This is a genomic window from Pseudarthrobacter sp. LT1 (assembly GCF_035621795.1).
Classification (GTDB): domain Bacteria; phylum Actinomycetota; class Actinomycetes; order Actinomycetales; family Micrococcaceae; genus Arthrobacter.
Window position 1 is genome coordinate 1932613 of the sequence record NZ_CP141830.1, and the last position, 15409, is coordinate 1948021.

Genomic DNA, 15409 nt, shown 5'->3' on the forward strand with positions numbered 1-15409 from the left:
TCCTGCCCAGTGCATGAACTGAGAAAGCTGCACTTATCCCTGGGAGACGTTGTGGACATCGAATTCTTTGAGCCTGCCGAAGCAGCAGCGCTAATGCGCTGCACGGAGTCCTGGCTGCGCGACGGCGCAACCAGCGGACGCTTTCCCCATGCATGCTGGGGCAAGGGAAAAATCATCTTCACTTCTGAACACATCCGGGAAATTGCAAGGCTCAGTGAGATTCTTCCCGGCTGCAAGACGTCTCCGCAGTCACCAGAAGAACCACTGACCAAGCAACGTCTTATCGGCACGCGTTCCAAGGTCCGACTGGCCACGGTGAACTGAGACGAGCTGGCGCCTTGCAGTTTGGTTCTTACAGTTGCTCCAAAGTGTGTCCGGCACTACATGTCCTCTTGCCGCTTGCATGAGGTAGCCGAAGTCAGCGTGGAATAGCTCCCCGCCGTACAGAAGGGCCGTTCAAATCATTCGCTCCATCGCCCCTGCCCTGACCGCCGTCGCCGCGCTGTTGCTGGTTGGCCCGCTTGCTGGCTGTGACGCAGCCGCCCATGCCATAGAAGGCATGGGCACTGCTCTAAGCAACTCTGCCGGGAAGCCAGCGGGCGCTGGCTCTGCCGGTGAAGCAGCACAGGCTCTCGTCCAGCTCGAGAGCATGCCGGTAAAGGGCCGAGCTCCGAAGACTGGCTATACCCGCGATGAGTTTGGACCCGCTTGGGCTGACACAGATCACAACGGCTGCGATACCCGGAACGACATACTCGCCCGCGACTTGACCGGCGAAACACTCAAGCCTGGTACCAAAAATTGTGTCGTCGCGTCAGGCACTCTGGCGGACAAGTACACCGGCACCACTATCAACTTCGTCCGGGGGCAGGACACCAGCTCGGACATCCAGATCGACCATATCGTCCCGCTCAGCGACGCATGGCAGAAAGGTGCCCAGCAGCTGAGCGCGGACCAGCGCAAAGAACTCGCGAACGACCCACTAAACCTCATGGCTGCCGACGGCCCCACAATCAGCGCCAAAGGCGACAAGGATGCCGCCACATGGCTTCCCCCGAACAAAGCGTTCCGGTGCGAATACGTGGAGCGGCAGACAGCGGTCAAAACGAAATACAATCTCTGGGTCACCCAAGCCGAGCATGATGCCATCGCTGGCATCCTGAACAATTGCCAGTAGCTATGTGAGTCACTATGCGACCGCCAGTGTGGGTGTTCTTCTGCCTGGGTCGTTCAAGATCCTGACGTACACGCTTTTGCGACGGCTGACGCCGTAACAAAGATTTGCACCCTCCCGCTGCTGGCCGGGGATAACATCTCCAGCGCATTTAATGTGATGACACAGCAAGCATTCGAGCTAGCTGTTTAGAAGCAACGGGATTCGATTGGTCTCTACCTGTTGCACAAACAATCCCTTGGGGGGAACACATAATGAGCGCTACTTTCACCATCTCCGATGTCGCACGCCACTTCGGTATCAGCCGCAGCCAGGCATTCCGTGAATTGCCGTCCTGGCCGCACAAACGCGTGAACGGGGAAACCATCTTCACCAGCGCGGACTTCGAGGCGATCAAGCGGATGATGAACGCCGGCGCTAATGAGCAACTGGCCCGCTTGCAGGTCATCGAACAGAGGCTTGCAGACGTGCGGGCACTAGATGCCGCTAGGTAACAAACAAGAAAAATAGAAGCTAGGTCTAGGAGGACATAATGCCGGAATCGATTACTTGCCGATCGTGGTGTCAAGGTCACGAACCAGGCGAGGATGACTGCCAGTTGCGACGCACGGTCCTCGACGAGGACCCGTCATACATGCCGGACACCATGGAAGGTATGCCCCGGGAAGTGAACAATATCCGCCTCAACGCTTGGCAGGACCAAGAGAGCGAAGAGCCCTTCCTGCAACTCGACTTCTGGCGCACTGACGATCCCAGAGATGAGCCCATCTGCGTGCTCACAACTGGTCTCACTGAGCTGGAGCATCTGCATCGTCGTATAGGTGAAGCCATTCAAGCGCTTCGCCAGGGCTAGCAAAAGAAGAGAAACCCCCCCCGGCGTGAAAGAAGCCGCGGGGGTTTCCTTGTCCTACTGGTTTGGCGGAATCGGGCCTGTGTACCTCTGCTCCACTAGCCCGTTCCTGACGTTGTAAGCGTGCGCACGTCGCCTAGCTAGCTCTGTGCCGATATGTGTTGGGCGGGCCTTTAGACCCACGTCTACGCGGTGCATGGCCCGTATGTTCTCAACGTCGGACGGTTCAAACCGGATCCTGGTGCCGTACTTTGAATGCGGCCACCGCTCCTTCTTCATCAGCGTGTAAACGGCTTGCGTGTTGATCTGGAGTATTTCCGCCAGTTCGGGACTGCCCCGGCTTTTGTTGACTTGGGGTCTTAGGCCGCTGTGAGCGCGGTCCGGTTGATTGTTTCATATTCGATGGGCGTGAGTTTGCCCAGCCGTCTTTGCCTTCGCCGGCGGTGGTAGGTCCTTTCGATCCAGGTCGTGATGGCGAGCCGGAGTTCCTGCCTGGTGAGCCACCGTTGACGGTCCAGGACGTTCTTCTGCAGCAGCGAGAAGAACGATTCCATTGCGGCGTTGTCCGCGCACGCACCGACCCTGCCCATCGATCCGGTGAGCCCGTGGTGCAGGAGTGATTCGACGAACCGGCGTGACCGGAACTGGGACCCGCGGTCCGAGTGGACCACTGTCCCTGCCGGGCGGCGTGAGCGCACCGCGTTCTCCAGTGCGGCGACGGCCAGCGAGGACTTCATTCGTGAGTCCATGGAGTAGCCGACGATCCTGCCGGAATAGACGTCCTTCACCGCGCAGAGGTAGAGCTTGCCGTCTGCGGTGGGGTGTTCGGTGATGTCCGTCAGCCACAGTTCGTTCGGCGCTGCGGCGGTGAAATCCCGATCGACCAGGTCGTCGTGGACCGGTGGCCCGGGTCTGCGGTTCAGGCCCCGCTTCTTCGAGAACACCGACCAGATACGGTGGTCCCTGCACAGCCGCTGGACCCTGTTCTCACCCGCCACGATGCCCTTCTCCGGGAGCTCGTCGGCGATGAACCGGTACCCGAATGCGGGGTCGTCGGTGTGGATGTCCAGGGCGGCGTTGACCAGGTGCGCATCGACCCAATCGCGTTCCGTCACCGGACTGGCCCTCCACCGGTAGTAGCCTTGCTTGCTGAATCCCAATACCCTGCAGGTCACCGCCACGGGAACACCGTCGGCGGCAAGATCCGTGACCAGCGGGTACATCTGTAATGGTCAGGTGCCGGCCCGAGGTTGGCTGGCAGGCTGGTCCCGGAGGACGGCGTGTGACTCAGGGTATATCCGACCCGCTCAGGCGGTGTCTTGAAAATGACTTGTCCGCCCCATTCTCCGGGCACGGCCTGCCCGCGCGGATGACCTGATCAGAAGACTGTCCACCAGTTGGGTGTGACCCGTTACAGATGCGTCTCCAAGCGACCCAGGCAGGCTCCTGTCACCTAACCGGGTTAATGAGAAGAGGAGAGCACACTATGGCGATCATCGCAGAGGAATTCGAGTTCGTCGTCGGAGTCGACACCCACGCCCGCACCCACACATTCACAGCCGTTCACTGCGCAACCGGTGCCGTGGTCGACACCACGGTGTTCCCAACCACCCCCGCGGGAATGGACCGTGCTATCACCTGGATCCGGCGCCGCACCGGCGGGGAAAGAGTACTCGCAGCGGTCGAAGGCACATCCTCCTATGGCGCCCAACTCACCCAAGCACTGCTGGCGGTCGGCATCGACGTCGGCGAAGTCAGGCCACCGGCACGCTCGTCACGGGCACTCACCGGCAAGTCCGATCCCATCGACGCCGAAGCCGCTGCCCGCTCCGTCCTTGGACGTCCCCGCGAGCAAGTCATGGAACCACGCGCGGCCGGAACCCGGGCAGCGATCAGGATCCTGTTGGCCTCCCGGTCCCTGCTGGATCACCAACGCACCGCGAACCGCAACGCCCTCACAGCCCTACTCCGCGGCACCGACCTCGGAATCGACGCCCGGTCATCCCTGCGGGATGCTCAGATCAGCACCATCGCAGCCTGGCGCAGCTCCAACGTCGTGGACCCCATGCTTCGAATTGCACGTGCCGAAGCCAAACGCCTGGCATCGGCCGTCAAAGACCTCACGATCCAGCTCGCCGAAAACCACAAGGAACTGGCGCAGCTCACCGAAGAACTGGCACCCGGACTCCAGTCCGTCGCCGGGGTCGGTCCCGTGACAGGAGCGATCATCATTTGCGCCTACTCCCATCACGGCCGCATTCGTTCAGAGGCGGCCTTTGCCGCCCTCGGTGGCGTCGCGCCGCGCCCTGCGTCCTCCGGCAACACCACCCGACACCGGCTCAACCGCTCCGGCGACCGCCAACTCAACCGCGCCTTCGACGTCATCGTCCGCACCCGAATGAGCTTCGACACCGCAACCAAGGACTACGTGACCCGCAGCCGGGCAACAGGAAAATCAAACCGCGAGATCCGCCGGAACCTCAAACGCTACGTCTGCCGCTCCATCTTCCGCCAACTCCAAACCACCATGGCTTGACAGGACCCATAGAAGAGTCATTTTGGGTTGATGTCCCTGGCCAGATAGGCAGCCGCCCGGCGCAGGATCTCATTCTCCTGTTCCAGCAGGCGGTTGCGCTTCTTCAGCTCCCGCATCTCGGCCGACTCCGCCGCCGCCGGGCCGGCACCGGTTTCTTTACGTCCGGCGATGGCGATCCAGCGCTTGAGTGTCGTGACAGACAGTCCGAAGTCCTTCGCAATCTGCGTCAGCGGCGCCTCGCCCTTCCGGGCCACATCAATAACATCCTGGCGGAACTCCGCCCCATAAGCCGTGGGCATGCTCAACATCCTTCCACGAGCACAAGCTCGCTAGGTCAAGGAGTCAACAAAACCGGGGGCAGTCCCAAAAGCGTCCGAGGTTCTTGACTATTAGCCAGGCTGCTGAGGAGTTAGCTGTTGGTGCTCCGACTATTCGCCAGTTGATTAAGACTGGTGAGTTGCGGGCGTTGCAGATTGGTGGCCGAGGCATATGGCGAATCGGTAGCCAGGACCTTGAGGACTACATAGAGAAGACCTACCGGGAGACTGCTGATCGCATCGCTGCGGGGGAAGTCGCTGATGATGATGCCGCCCAGTAATGACCCTCAGTTTCTGTGGATCTCTGTTAGTGGCGAACTTCCCAAATGGACCGACGTCGTATCAGCTCTTGCTACGGGTTTTGCTGCTGTGGTTGCTTTATTTGTGGGCGCTTATTCTCTTCAGGTTGCCTTGAAGGAACGTCAGGACAGGATCAAGCGTGAGAGTGCTGCTGCCGTTCGGGAGCAGGAAAGGCTTACGGCTGAGAAGCTCAGTCAGGCGGAGCGCATAACGTGTTGGATGGTGGCCGACAATACTGCGGTTCCAGCCAACTGGATTAACGTGGACAATGCTTCTGCCCAGCCGATATGGGACGTCGAAGTTCGCCACGAACTCCTCCTGCCACATGGCTCCCATGCAATTCCTGTCGTTCCCGCTAGTAGTCGTCACAGGTTAAACGTGAACCCTGGTTTAGCAATGCGTCCCGCCCAAGTTGTTGAAGTGAGCTTCAGGGACAACCTGGGCAGGCGGTGGCGCAGGTCTTCATCACCATCCGGCTCTCTCGAGGAGAAGTAATTGTGCTTGCTGAGATACTCTTTCGAGCAACACCAATTAAGCAGCAGAGGAAAATGACATGTCGAAAATTCGAATTTCACTTGTGCTAGAGATTGAGGCGGAAGATGCCGTGCTTCAGTCTGCAGCTCTTGCCCAGCCCTTTCAGACCCAGGGCGAACCGGACTTGGATAGTCCGATGGCAATCACCGCTGATCCTGTCCGTGCCGGACATGTGCTCGTAATCAAGATTCAGAACGACTTGGTCGATCAGTTGCCCGGCGCTTCAGTAACTATCGCTGGACAACAAGTCGAAAGGCTTGCTTGATCAGACTCGTTGTGCCCGTAGCCGTGGTTATGTAGCTACGGGCACAACTGGCGCCCTGCATGCTGCAAATCAAGCAGGGTGCTGCCCGGATTTGGAAGCTATGGATACTGGCAAGTAACCTGCTTCAGGCCGCTTCACACGATCCCCCCATCGATGTGAAGCGGCCCCTTTCTTTCCCTTGTCGTATTGCTGCCGATGGGGAAGAAAACCGATCGACAGTTACTTATAGGTATCGAAGAACGCCACTAGGTCTGCGGCGTTGAACTGGGACGGGTCCAAGTGCGGGCGCTGTAACGACGTGACGGTGTTCCATGCTTTCCACCGTCTGCCCTGCGAGCTTCTTTGTGCGGGAGGGCTGGAGCGACTTCACCATAGTCACAGGCCCGAATCCGTGACCAGCTGTGCCGCGGGCGTCGGTCAGGAAGAGGCTGATGTTATTGACCGCTTTGCCCGCTGCGGCGATGGCCGTGCGGCTCAGGTAAGTAGTGGATGACTCAGTAGAGGAACCAATTGGGTGCATGGTCATTGAGACAAAGTTGGCGTCAATGTCGGTAGACCAAACATAGGTTGTGTCAACTGTGGGGTTGTTGCCGATGAGCGTTGCCGCGGGCTGGGATACACCTAGACTTGCGCCCGTGAAGACGCCGCGCCCCGCCTGCCGAGTTGAAACCCAGGTACGCGCCTTCAGGGGAGCTTGCGAGGGGCGCGTGCCCTGCCGTGCCGAGGTCCACCCCAAAGTAGATAGGCGCGGTAGTCGAGCCAGCCTTCCAGTAAAGAAGCCCGGTGATGTGTGCATTTTCGTTGGCGGCAACCGGGAAGGACACGAGGGCGCCGCCAGGGTTGTTGCCATTGATGGCGTACAGCCGGTTCCCTGAAACTTGGGCGTTTGCCGATGGCGCCCAGCCGGTGAGGTCTGCCCAGTCCTTGGTTACCTCAGGCGCGTCGCTGTAGGCGATGCTGGCCGTTCCGCCGCCGAGTCGCGCCTTCTGGATACCCTGGCGGTCGAGCCGTTGGATTGTCAGCGAGTCCGCCGCATCGGCCTTGCCGGCCACAGCTGTCTCCAGCCCTTTGGGGGCATAGGTGGCAGATAGTGCCGTTGCGGTGGCGGATCCCGGGGTGTTGATCTTCCCCGCCATGAGGGGGTCGAGGTTGCCGGGCATGACTTTAGGATCGAGGAATCCCATAGGTGTTTTCTCCTGATTTTGGGTATGAAAAAACCCGCCAAAAGCGGGCGCGTGTTTTGCGCATCGGGGAGCGGGTCCTTATCCGCTACGCTTCAGAGGTTGTGTAATACAGATTCGAGGGATAAATGCTGGGTTTTCTCTTCGCTGTGGGCGCTGGCTTTTGCGCACTGTTAGCTTCGTATTTCGTCCTCATCTCCCGCGCTGCGGGGATGAGGAAGTCCAGGGCTGGCCTTTCCCCTGGGCAGAAGCACGGGGAAAGGCTTCAAGACTCAGCGGCTTGCTTGGCTTTTATAGCATCGGCTGCCGCCATTTACGCGCTGGGCGTACTGCCCAATCAAGAAGTAGACGAGAACTCGCGCAGTCTCGTGCTCTGGATCCTCGGAGGCTCATGGGTGCTCAGCATGGCCCACATCCTGTTCCTGATCTGCTTCGTTAGTGACGGCCCAGACGGCGGTAACCAGGAGGACAAGGAAAGCCCGGAGTTGGTTTCTAAATAGTGAAGTTGGCAATGCCCACTTTTTATGCAGCCCCTGACGCGTATTGCAACAACTAGTCAGGGGCTCCACGCTCACACCTGACTAGGCGTCTGAGGCGGCTATCTGTTCGATAACGCTCTGGCCGGATGTCGTCGATCACCTCCGGTCGGCAATCCGGGCCGGCCTGCCTCTGCCCGAGGCCCTCATTCAACTCGGAGATAAGGGCCCGAAGAACTGCGGCCCATTTTTCGCGACTTCGGTGCTGACTACCGCGCCGGCGGCCGCTTCGATGGTTCCCTGAACAAGCTCAAACAGCGCCTGTCCGACCCCGTCGCTGACCGCATTATCGAAGCACTGCGCCTCACCCGGGAAGTGGGTGGGTCCGACCTGGGGAAGCTCCTGGGGACGCTTGCGGAATTCCTGCGGGAGAATTCCCGGACCCGCAGCGAGCTCGAAGCGCGCCAGTCCTGGACGATCAACGCAGCCCGGCTTGCAGTCGCGGCGCCCTGGATCGTGATGATTCTGCTCGCCACCAGGCCGGAGGCCATCCAGGCCTACAACACGCCGATGGGAGCCGCAGTCCTCCTCGGCGGCCTGGTGGTGTCGCTGATTTGCTACACGGCCATGTTGAAGATCGGTGCCCTGCCTCAGGACGAAAGGGTGCTCCGGTGATGATTGTTTCCCCGGCAGCAGTGATTTCAGGAATCGGACTTGACCTGGGGTTATGGCTGGTGATCTTCAGGGTCCCTCCAATGCGCCCCATAACGCTGTCGCAACGCATCGAGCCACAGCTGAGATCACAGAACCTGGAATCGAGGCTCCTTCGCGCTGGTGAGTACAACCTGACCCCCTTCGGCCCACTCGAACGGATCCTCCGGCCTGTCCTGCGGGACTGGCTCTCCGCCTTGGGAAAGCTCAGTCCGTCGCCGGGGGCCACCGGGCGGCGGCTCGCGCAGGAGGGGCTCACCAAGTCGCCCATCGACTTCCGCGCGGAGCAACTGCTGTGGGCAGCGGCCGGATTCGTCTTCTCTCTGGCCACCGTCCTGAGGGTGCAGCATCCGGAAGGTTCAGCCCGGTCCTGGCAGTGGCGGTGATCATTGGCAGCGCTGCAGCCGGCTTTGTCCTGCGTGACTACTGGCTTGGCGTCCAGGTCCGCCGGCGGGAAGTGCGGATGATGGCCGAGTTTCCCAGCTTCGCAGAGTTGATGGCTCTTGCCGTCGGCGCAGGGGAGAGCGCCACGGGAGCATTGGACCGGGTGTGCAGGGGCGCAAACGGGGAGCTCTCCAAGGAATTTTCGAAGATCCTCGCCGAGACCAGGGCCGGCCAACCCCTGGTCCTGGCCTTGCAGGAGTTTTCCGCGCGAACCGATCTCGCCCCGCTGGTCAGGTTCGTTGATGGCATCATCGTCGCGGTGGAACGAGGAACACCACTTGCGGACGTCCTCCGCGCCCAGGCGCAGGACGTTCGCGATGCAGCAAACGGGACCTCATGGAAGCTGCAGGAAAGAAGGAGATTGCCATGATGGTCGCAATGGTTGACTGCTACTATTTCCGATCGTGGAAGAGATTCTCGCAGGGGCAGAAGATAAAACGAAGGACATGCGGAGGATCAATTGGCCTTTGGCTATTGCCGCTGCAGGTGCGTTGTACTTTGGCCTCAAACTACTGACGGCCGCCGGCGGTGATATTTCAACCGCCCTGGAGATGGCGAACCTGCTGGAATTCCTTCCGACCGTTGCGGCGATGGTGATTAGCGTTTCCCCCGTGGTCGTACTTCCTGTGTTTGCCGCGTTTGTCCCGTATCTATTGCGGGCCCGTGGTGAACCAGGCACCCTGAGCTTCACTTTACATGTGTCGGTAATGTCATTCCTTGGCCTGGCCGCACTGCTATTTTCAGCCCCCATCATGGTTCTTGTTGCTGCCTTGATAATTGGTACTTGGGTAGCGGGGCAGTTGGGGTCAAAACGGGGTTGGAAGCATGCAAATAAGTTTCGGATGACGTTTGATCGAGCGGAGCAATGGTCGTCGGGAGTCTTGGTCATCGCCCTGTTCTTCGGTCCGTCCTGGCTGGCCCCTCAGGCTGTCCAGGTGAACGGCCAGGATACGAAAACGGTGTTTGTAGTTTCTCAGGACGAACATCGACTCATCTACTTGGACGAAAGCTCGAAACGCTTGAAGCGGGTAGCCGGGACTGAGATAACTGCGCAGTACTACTGCTCTGGTGACCGCCCCTTGGGTGCACCCATTTACGCCCTCTTTCAGTCTGGGGAAACGAACCCAAAGTGCCCTGACTGAAAGGCCGGTGTCTTTGCTCTAGCGCAGCCGTACCTTGTGTATGATTCCGAAAAGGCAATCCTGAGGGGTGCCTTCGGGGGCGGGCCACTCATCAGAGGGTGCCTTTTTGAAGCTCTGGCGCGAAGCCGAGGCGACGTATGTATGGGGGAGCGGTTGTTTTCAGCAGCACAGCCAATCGGGTGTCGGTGCACCTGCAATAAGGGGACGAACGCTGCCCCGGCGAAGGTCAACGATTGGGACCTCAGCCTAAGCCAGTTGACCCAAGAGATGCAGGTGTTTTACACAAACGCGCTTGACCCGCAGCTGTCAGAAGCTGAGCACCAAGACGCATTCGCCAGGCTGAGACGCCTGATGCAAAAGGCGCAACAAGGCATTCTGGATTTTTCTGGTAAGTCCCCGGACGCGAAGGTCATGTCGCGGGCGGATTTTGTGATCGAGCTTCGACCGCAGCCCGAACGCATCTACAGATTTGGGCGTGCGAACCTTCCTGCGAGGCTGGTACGGCTGTACTGTGCCGAGCCCACTTTGCGCGATCGGGTCATCCTCGGGCTACACTTGGGGACGAAGCCCAATGATGACGACGTGCATGATGAGCAAAATGCGTCCATTGATATCGCAGCCCAAAGAGCCCATGATTGGGACATATTGCAGCACACCACAAATCTCAATAACGGAGTTGGGGGAGGTAAATCATGAATAACGTAAACGAATCCGCCGATATCTGGGGATTGGAAAACCCTACCCCGGAACAGGCGTTGGCGGACGATAACCTCCGCGCGCAGGAGCACCTCTGGGAGTCCCTCGCCGTCGCACTCCGAGACTCAGAGCGCAGCATCGAAGAAGTTGCTGCACGTTTGGGTATCCCCGCCGACCTTGCAGAGGACATTAGCAAGGGCAGGATTGACATATCCCTGAGTGACCTCCGGGAGTACGCGTACGCCATCGACGCGTTTGTAACGTACCGCGTCAGCTCCCGCTACACGAGTAACCTGGAGAATTATCGTAGTTCTCTGGCAAATGTTCCTCAGCATTGGCATCGGTCGCATGAAAGCTCTCCGGCCGAGACGGTTTTCAACACCATGGTGGAGAAGCTGGCCAGTGGGCGATAAGAGCCCCTCACCGCTGACGGAATTTCGCTTTAAAAGCCCGATCTCCTTCGATGTCCTCGTTGATCGTATAGAGGTTAATCGTCACTTTGGCGCTGAAAACGAAGAAGATGATGAACTGCGGTGGGATGTTTACCTTTACTCCTTTCCTGATAGGGACAGGAACGGGGTACGTGCCCCCAACTACCTTCTAGTTGGACACCTATTCCGGAGCACGGAAGCTGCACACGCCCAAGTCCGGGCTAATGGACTTATCCGCGCGTATGAAGCAAACGGCCAAGCGATGGACACTGATTTTGTTCGGGAACGTATGGCCTACGGCTTCGTAGAACCGGTGTACGATGCGTGCCGCAGGGCGATTGAGGTGCAGGGGTCCATAATGGATTTGGATCTTGAGTTGCCGAAAATGTCACCAGCCACCAAAATTCACTTTGGCGCGATTCCAACGCCTGAGGAGACCGAGACTGAGGCCCCCCACGATGGGGCTGTGCAGAACCTCTAGGAAATGAAATAGCGCCGGCTCCAGCGGCTTTCGGGGCCGAACAACTGGAGCCGATGCTGTGGGTGCAGGATCCAGCAATCGTTTCTTTAGTAAACGCTGGCTCTGGCCCAAATTTTCTCGTCGTAGTGCCGGATGAGGACCATGCACTTTGTCACGCCGGATTCTGCGGCTTCAAAAAATTCCTGGTGGCTTTCCCGGTATTGCGCAGGTAGCACGCCGATCTCTTCGCCCTGGTACATGAAGGAAACCAGGTTCTTGCCCTTGTACTTCCCGGAAGGCGTTTCTCGTAGCACGATGCTGGCCTTTACCTCGCGCTGGGGCATGCCGGCCAACACCCCCTTTAGCTGATCCTGGTACTTGGCCAGCTGTTTAAAGGTCGCTTCGACCGGTGGCTTGTTCGCGGCGGCTACGTGGTCTGCTGCAGGGCCGAGCTGGACGGCCAATTCGTAAACGGACGGCATCTGAACGTTCGTGATCTTGTCGCCGTGGGCCGTTTTCTGGGCACCGGCCGTCGCCTGGATGGTTTGTCCCTGGCGTGCGGCGATGTCCAGGAGTTGGGCGTAACGCTCGGCCTTGAAGGCGCTGAAGTATCCGATCTGTCGCCCCATGTGCAGAACCATAATGGCGTTCCCATCATGTGCGTTCTTAGGTTCCCGCCGCAGTTCCACCGTGAATTGCTGGCCGATCGGTACACGCTGCGAGTCCTTGGAGTAATACTCCCCGGCGACAACAACGACGTCGTTGTGGCCTTTGATGTGCAGCGTGCGATCTGAAGTCGTGACAGCCGAAGACACCGCTTCGATACCGGCCTTCAGCTGCTTGAACTTATCCCACATCCCCATGTCTATGTCCTCCCCAGATGGCCCCCACCAGCAGTGGCCCAGATGGCAAGAGCTTATAAGAGCTGCAGGCCAGAGGACGGAAAGACTCCGCTCCCCGGCCTGCAGCTCTGCAGCAACTAGGCCGTGAGATCCGCGATCCGGAGTGTTTTGGTGGAGAGGATTTCCAGACCGACGCGGATTTCGGCGCGGAAGACCACTTCGTTGCGGCGGAAAAGGTCCCGGATGGCCGGGGTGCCGTCGGTGGCGGTGTCACCCATGTAGGGGTTCCATTCGATTCGCTGCGAGTTCCGGTACAGCAAGGACACAGTGGAGGGGTCGCCGACGATAGCTTCCCCGGCGGGCATCCCGGCGGCGAGGGTGACCTGGGTGTTCCAAAGGCGCCGTTCCACGGAGTTCTGCGGTGCGAGAGGCAGCAGGAACTCCCCGGTAGTGGTTGTCAGCGTCTCGATGACCTCCCAATCGGACGGGTTCAAGATGATGCCTGTGGCGGTGACCCCTTGCACGTCCAGTTCGCGAATTGCACGCCGGAGCGTGAGAAGCCTGTTCGTGGTGAAAGGCGTCTGCACGACGCCAGTGGTGTTCAGAATGCCCGACACGGTGCTGCCATCCTCGGCGGTGCCGCCGTTGAGGATAAAGTCCGCGATGGCCTCGTCCACCCCGTAAGCGAGTTCCTGGCTGAGAAACTGCTCCAGCGCCGGGTAGTCCTCCAGCCACTGCAGCTTGATAGGCTCCGACAGGTGCGCGATCGTAGCGATCTGCCACGTCGCCGGCTCCAGCCCGTACTGCGAAATAGGCTTAAGCTCCCCAGGAGCGACCGGGGCGGCATTGTTCACCCTCTGCGTCTGCCGCAAATAGGTCCCCGCGGCGGAGTCCACCTCGCGGCTGTTCACCGCCGCGAGGATGCTGAACGCCGCGGCCGGGTCATGGACGATGCGGCCGTCGAAATCCGCCGTGATGTTCCCCGAAGGCACGAGCGCCTTCGAGACTGCCGGGCCGCCGATGGTCGGTGCCGCGGCGGCGAAGGCCTTCATGATCTGTTCGGTGTACGCCTGGGTCTTTTCGCCTTGCGCCAGGGGCACCCCGCCGCGTCCCTTAAATGTTGGTCAGGATCCAGCCAGCACCGCTGCAGAGGAAGAACTTGATTATCCGCGCCGGCCCGAGTGAGTTGGCCGTGGGGTGAAACTGCCACCCATAGGATGGCCGGGTGACTGACGAACCAAGAGCCCCCCGCTTCCTGACGCCCACTCAGGTGGCCGACGAGCTGAACGTGAAACCGAACCAGGTTCATGCGCTGATCAAGGCCGGCGAGCTGCGGGCTTTTCAGGTTGGTGGCCGCGGCATGTGGCGCATCGGCCGACAGGACGTCGAGGACTACATCGCCGAGGCGTACCGGCGCACCGCCGAACGAATCGCCGCCGGCGAGCTCGAGGACGCGGGGTCGGACGCCGAGGAGGCGTAGCGGAAGCCCGGGGGCGCTCCTAGACTCTCGCCATGAGGAAGTGGGGGCGTGATCTGCCTCCAGGACTGCGGGTGGCAGTCATCGCTGTCGTCGCCTTTGCCTTCTATACAGGTGGCGGCTTGATCTTCGGAGAGAAGTTCATCAGCGCCCTGTTCAGTGGACTGTTCTACGCGCTTATTTTGGCCGGAGGGACCTACTTCGCCCAGAAGCGCTTCCGTAGGACCGCGGCAAGGCTCGAAGAGCATGGCCAGTCGCTGATGTTCCTGCGATACCCCAATGTCCTGCCGGGTTCCTTGAGCGGCGTCTGGCAGATGGGTGTGGCCACGCCCTGGCCAGGCCGGATCGACTTCCAGCCGGCCGTCTACGACGAACTCATTCCCAGCGGCCGCAGCAGGGCTCTCACCGGCCTCCGGACCACCGGACTGCCGCCACGGACAGCCGGCCGCGACGACAAGAAGCAGGCCGTGCCGTTCGACTTCGAGGTCATCACCTTGGACTCCGACGGGGGAGTCATCGAGATCGCCGCGAGCCCTGCGACGGTCAAGAAGATCCTGGAAGCCGTCGGGCCGGCACCCTCGTAGTCTCCGGCCACAAGATCCGCTCAAGCACGTTCCCAGGGCTGCGAGTCCGTGGTTCAGTGCACTCATGCAAGCATCGCCGAGGGATCCTCAGGCCAGGAAGCCGGCGGCCTCCACAGAGGAAGCCCGACGAAGGCTCACACGCATCGCCTACTGGTCGCTGCCGTTCATGATCATCTTCGGGGTGTGGAATTTTATCCCAAACATCTCCTTGCCTTGGCTGATCGCAAAAGTCGCCGTCCAGACCATATTCGTCATCGTTCTCGGCGCGGCTGCGATCCGGTTCTCGCTCTGGCAGCGCGACGAATACTGGAGGGAACGCGGCAGGGATCCGAAACACCCGGAGCGATTCCCGAAAGACAGGCGGGGCGATGACCTGAAGTAGTCGCCACTCCCATCCCTGCTGGTCAACCATCCCCGACTTCCAGGCCTACCGCGCACTCGTCGAACACATACGTGCCGGCGAACTCAAAAAGAGAGGGCGGACCTGAGCCCGAGCAATCCCTGCTTAGCACCCGCAATGTGGCATGATCAGTCCAGCAAGACCGCTATGAAGATGGCGACTGTACGCGGGTGTGAACCGTTCGGTCAACCGAACGAAGGACCCCGCGATGGCCTGTCAGAAAAACCCGTACCCCACCCAGTTCCTGGCCCTGAGTGCCTCGAGAGCCATCCTTGCTGCCGGGAAGCCCGGTAAACAGCCGCTCCGCGCCTACCCGTGTCAGCACTGCCACCGGTGGCACCTGACGTCGAAGAAGCTGACCGGCAAGGTGCCGCAATGGGGGCGCCGGATTTCGTTGCGGGGCCGAGGAGATTAGTCGGTGCCGACGACCTGGCGGTCCCCAATATTGTCGAACTGCACGTAGCCGATCATCCCGGTGCGGGGAAGCATCTCGGCTGTCGCCTTGTCCTCGGCGAACCGGGACCACGAGGAAGGCAGTAGCAGCAAGAAGCGGGATCACGGCGTAGACCCACCAGATTCTGTGTCTCAC

The 15409-nt window shown here is 60.1% G+C and carries 21 protein-coding genes and 4 pseudogenes; 18 read left to right on the forward strand and 7 right to left on the reverse strand.

Going from position 1 to position 15409, the window contains the following annotated elements; translation table 11 throughout:
- The first annotated feature begins 51 nt into the window (after positions 1 to 51).
- The 4 genes from VIK36_RS09035 (at position 52) to VIK36_RS09050 (ending at position 2027) form a co-directional block, all read left to right on the forward strand.
- Positions 52 to 324 (forward strand): hypothetical protein, encoded by a 273-nt coding sequence (locus VIK36_RS09035; RefSeq protein WP_324644835.1) that lies wholly within the window; start codon positions 52 to 54, stop codon positions 322 to 324.
- A gap of 325 nt (positions 325 to 649) precedes the next feature.
- Positions 650 to 1177: an HNH endonuclease family protein gene (locus VIK36_RS09040; protein ID WP_324645260.1), complete on the forward strand. Its 528-nt coding sequence runs from the start codon at positions 650 to 652 to the stop codon at positions 1175 to 1177.
- A gap of 251 nt (positions 1178 to 1428) precedes the next feature.
- The gene (locus VIK36_RS09045) at positions 1429 to 1668 is read left to right on the forward strand and encodes a hypothetical protein (protein ID WP_324644836.1); all 240 of its coding nucleotides are present in this window, start codon (positions 1429 to 1431) and stop codon (positions 1666 to 1668) included.
- Positions 1669 to 1706: 38 nt separating this feature from the next.
- The gene (locus tag VIK36_RS09050) at positions 1707 to 2027 is read left to right on the forward strand and encodes a hypothetical protein (RefSeq protein ID WP_324644837.1); all 321 of its coding nucleotides are present in this window, start codon (positions 1707 to 1709) and stop codon (positions 2025 to 2027) included.
- Between the two features lie 54 nt (positions 2028 to 2081).
- On the opposite strand, the gene VIK36_RS22065 is transcribed toward VIK36_RS09050, so the two are convergent.
- Together VIK36_RS22065 and VIK36_RS09055 are read right to left on the reverse strand one after the other, a co-directional pair.
- Positions 2082 to 2348 (reverse strand): hypothetical protein, encoded by a 267-nt coding sequence (locus VIK36_RS22065; RefSeq protein WP_420716269.1) that lies wholly within the window; start codon positions 2346 to 2348, stop codon positions 2082 to 2084.
- Positions 2349 to 2383: 35 nt separating this feature from the next.
- Positions 2384 to 3256: pseudogene (locus VIK36_RS09055) on the reverse strand (IS3 family transposase); the annotation flags it as partial.
- Between the two features lie 254 nt (positions 3257 to 3510).
- Here VIK36_RS09055 and VIK36_RS09060 point away from each other — a divergent pair.
- On the forward strand, positions 3511 to 4560 hold the full coding sequence (locus VIK36_RS09060; protein WP_324644838.1) for an IS110 family transposase: 1050 nt from the start codon (positions 3511 to 3513) through the stop codon (positions 4558 to 4560).
- Between the two features lie 20 nt (positions 4561 to 4580).
- Here VIK36_RS09060 and VIK36_RS09065 read toward each other — a convergent pair.
- A pseudogene (locus tag VIK36_RS09065) lies at positions 4581 to 4859 on the reverse strand (transposase); the annotation flags it as partial.
- Positions 4860 to 4942: 83 nt separating this feature from the next.
- Here VIK36_RS09065 and VIK36_RS09070 point away from each other — a divergent pair.
- The 3 genes from VIK36_RS09070 to VIK36_RS09080 are packed head-to-tail and all read left to right on the forward strand — an operon-like array spanning position 4943 to position 5976.
- Positions 4943 to 5158, forward strand: coding sequence for a helix-turn-helix domain-containing protein (locus VIK36_RS09070; protein WP_324644839.1), 216 nt, complete (start codon positions 4943 to 4945; stop codon positions 5156 to 5158).
- Entirely contained in the window at positions 5139 to 5672 is a 534-nt protein-coding gene (locus VIK36_RS09075) for a hypothetical protein (RefSeq protein ID WP_324644840.1), read from the forward strand. The genes VIK36_RS09070 and VIK36_RS09075 overlap by 20 nt, the downstream gene beginning before the upstream one ends.
- A 58-nt stretch (positions 5673 to 5730) precedes the next feature.
- Positions 5731 to 5976: a hypothetical protein gene (locus tag VIK36_RS09080; protein ID WP_324644841.1), complete on the forward strand. Its 246-nt coding sequence runs from the start codon at positions 5731 to 5733 to the stop codon at positions 5974 to 5976.
- 572 nt (positions 5977 to 6548) lie between these two features.
- Here the strand turns inward: VIK36_RS09080 and VIK36_RS09085 are convergent.
- Positions 6549 to 7160, reverse strand: a complete 612-nt coding sequence (locus tag VIK36_RS09085; protein WP_324644842.1) for a hypothetical protein — start codon at positions 7158 to 7160, stop codon at positions 6549 to 6551.
- 281 nt (positions 7161 to 7441) lie between these two features.
- On the opposite strand from VIK36_RS09085, the gene VIK36_RS09090 reads away from it, so the two are divergent.
- From VIK36_RS09090 to VIK36_RS09120, 7 genes and pseudogenes are all read left to right on the forward strand, one after another.
- Complete coding sequence (locus VIK36_RS09090; protein WP_324644843.1) at positions 7442 to 7657, forward strand: hypothetical protein; 216 nt, start codon at positions 7442 to 7444, stop codon at positions 7655 to 7657.
- Between the two features lie 115 nt (positions 7658 to 7772).
- Positions 7773 to 8308: pseudogene (locus tag VIK36_RS09095) on the forward strand (type II secretion system F family protein); the annotation flags it as partial.
- Positions 8308 to 9172 (forward strand): annotated as a pseudogene (locus VIK36_RS09100) (type II secretion system F family protein); the annotation flags it as partial. The pseudogenes VIK36_RS09095 and VIK36_RS09100, both read left to right, overlap by 1 nt.
- Positions 9173 to 9192: 20 nt before the next feature.
- Positions 9193 to 9930 carry a hypothetical protein gene (locus tag VIK36_RS09105; protein WP_324645354.1) on the forward strand — a complete coding sequence of 246 codons (738 nt, stop codon included), beginning with the start codon at positions 9193 to 9195 and terminating at the stop codon, positions 9928 to 9930.
- Between the two features lie 255 nt (positions 9931 to 10185).
- Positions 10186 to 10626: a hypothetical protein gene (locus VIK36_RS09110; protein ID WP_324644844.1), complete on the forward strand. Its 441-nt coding sequence runs from the start codon at positions 10186 to 10188 to the stop codon at positions 10624 to 10626.
- Positions 10623 to 11039, forward strand: coding sequence for a hypothetical protein (locus VIK36_RS09115; RefSeq protein WP_324644845.1), 417 nt, complete (start codon positions 10623 to 10625; stop codon positions 11037 to 11039). Before VIK36_RS09110 ends, VIK36_RS09115 begins: the two co-directional genes overlap by 4 nt.
- Complete coding sequence (locus VIK36_RS09120; RefSeq protein WP_324644846.1) at positions 11029 to 11538, forward strand: hypothetical protein; 510 nt, start codon at positions 11029 to 11031, stop codon at positions 11536 to 11538. The genes VIK36_RS09115 and VIK36_RS09120 overlap by 11 nt, the downstream gene beginning before the upstream one ends.
- Before the next feature lie 86 nt (positions 11539 to 11624).
- Here the strand turns inward: VIK36_RS09120 and VIK36_RS09125 are convergent, their stop codons facing one another.
- Entirely contained in the window at positions 11625 to 12380 is a 756-nt protein-coding gene (locus VIK36_RS09125) for an HIRAN domain-containing protein (protein WP_324644847.1), read from the reverse strand.
- Between the two features lie 116 nt (positions 12381 to 12496).
- Positions 12497 to 13411 (reverse strand): phage major capsid protein, encoded by a 915-nt coding sequence (locus VIK36_RS09130; RefSeq protein ID WP_324644848.1) that lies wholly within the window; start codon positions 13409 to 13411, stop codon positions 12497 to 12499.
- Positions 13412 to 13584: 173 nt separating this feature from the next.
- Between VIK36_RS09130 and VIK36_RS09135 the strand changes: the two genes are divergently transcribed.
- From VIK36_RS09135 to VIK36_RS09145, 3 genes are all read left to right on the forward strand, one after another.
- Positions 13585 to 13839 (forward strand): helix-turn-helix domain-containing protein, encoded by a 255-nt coding sequence (locus VIK36_RS09135; protein WP_324644849.1) that lies wholly within the window; start codon positions 13585 to 13587, stop codon positions 13837 to 13839.
- A 32-nt stretch (positions 13840 to 13871) separates the two neighbouring features.
- Positions 13872 to 14420 (forward strand): hypothetical protein, encoded by a 549-nt coding sequence (locus VIK36_RS09140; protein WP_324644850.1) that lies wholly within the window; start codon positions 13872 to 13874, stop codon positions 14418 to 14420.
- Between the two features lie 64 nt (positions 14421 to 14484).
- A complete protein-coding gene (locus VIK36_RS09145; protein WP_324644851.1) occupies positions 14485 to 14802 on the forward strand; it encodes a hypothetical protein in 318 nt (105 codons plus the stop codon).
- 429 nt (positions 14803 to 15231) lie between these two features.
- Here the strand turns inward: VIK36_RS09145 and VIK36_RS09150 are convergent, their stop codons facing one another.
- A complete protein-coding gene (locus VIK36_RS09150) occupies positions 15232 to 15366 on the reverse strand; it encodes a hypothetical protein (protein ID WP_324644852.1) in 135 nt (44 codons plus the stop codon).
- Positions 15367 to 15409: the final 43 nt, after the last annotated feature.

Coding starts and splice junctions, on each gene's coding strand:
- VIK36_RS09040 (WP_324645260.1), top strand. CDS start 650: ATGCCGGTAAAGGGCCGAGCTCCGAAGACTGGCTATACCCGCGATGAG.
- VIK36_RS09045 (WP_324644836.1), top strand. CDS start 1,429: ATGAGCGCTACTTTCACCATCTCCGATGTCGCACGCCACTTCGGTATC.
- VIK36_RS09050 (WP_324644837.1), top strand. CDS start 1,707: ATGCCGGAATCGATTACTTGCCGATCGTGGTGTCAAGGTCACGAACCA.
- VIK36_RS09060 (WP_324644838.1), top strand. CDS start 3,511: ATGGCGATCATCGCAGAGGAATTCGAGTTCGTCGTCGGAGTCGACACC.
- VIK36_RS09075 (WP_324644840.1), top strand. CDS start 5,139: ATGATGATGCCGCCCAGTAATGACCCTCAGTTTCTGTGGATCTCTGTT.
- VIK36_RS09080 (WP_324644841.1), top strand. CDS start 5,731: ATGTCGAAAATTCGAATTTCACTTGTGCTAGAGATTGAGGCGGAAGAT.
- VIK36_RS09085 (WP_324644842.1), bottom strand. CDS start 7,160: ATGGGATTCCTCGATCCTAAAGTCATGCCCGGCAACCTCGACCCCCTC.
- VIK36_RS09115 (WP_324644845.1), top strand. CDS start 10,623: ATGAATAACGTAAACGAATCCGCCGATATCTGGGGATTGGAAAACCCT.
- VIK36_RS09125 (WP_324644847.1), bottom strand. CDS start 12,380: ATGGGGATGTGGGATAAGTTCAAGCAGCTGAAGGCCGGTATCGAAGCG.
- VIK36_RS09130 (WP_324644848.1), bottom strand. CDS start 13,411: ATGAAGGCCTTCGCCGCCGCGGCACCGACCATCGGCGGCCCGGCAGTC.
- VIK36_RS09140 (WP_324644850.1), top strand. CDS start 13,872: ATGAGGAAGTGGGGGCGTGATCTGCCTCCAGGACTGCGGGTGGCAGTC.
- VIK36_RS09145 (WP_324644851.1), top strand. CDS start 14,485: ATGCAAGCATCGCCGAGGGATCCTCAGGCCAGGAAGCCGGCGGCCTCC.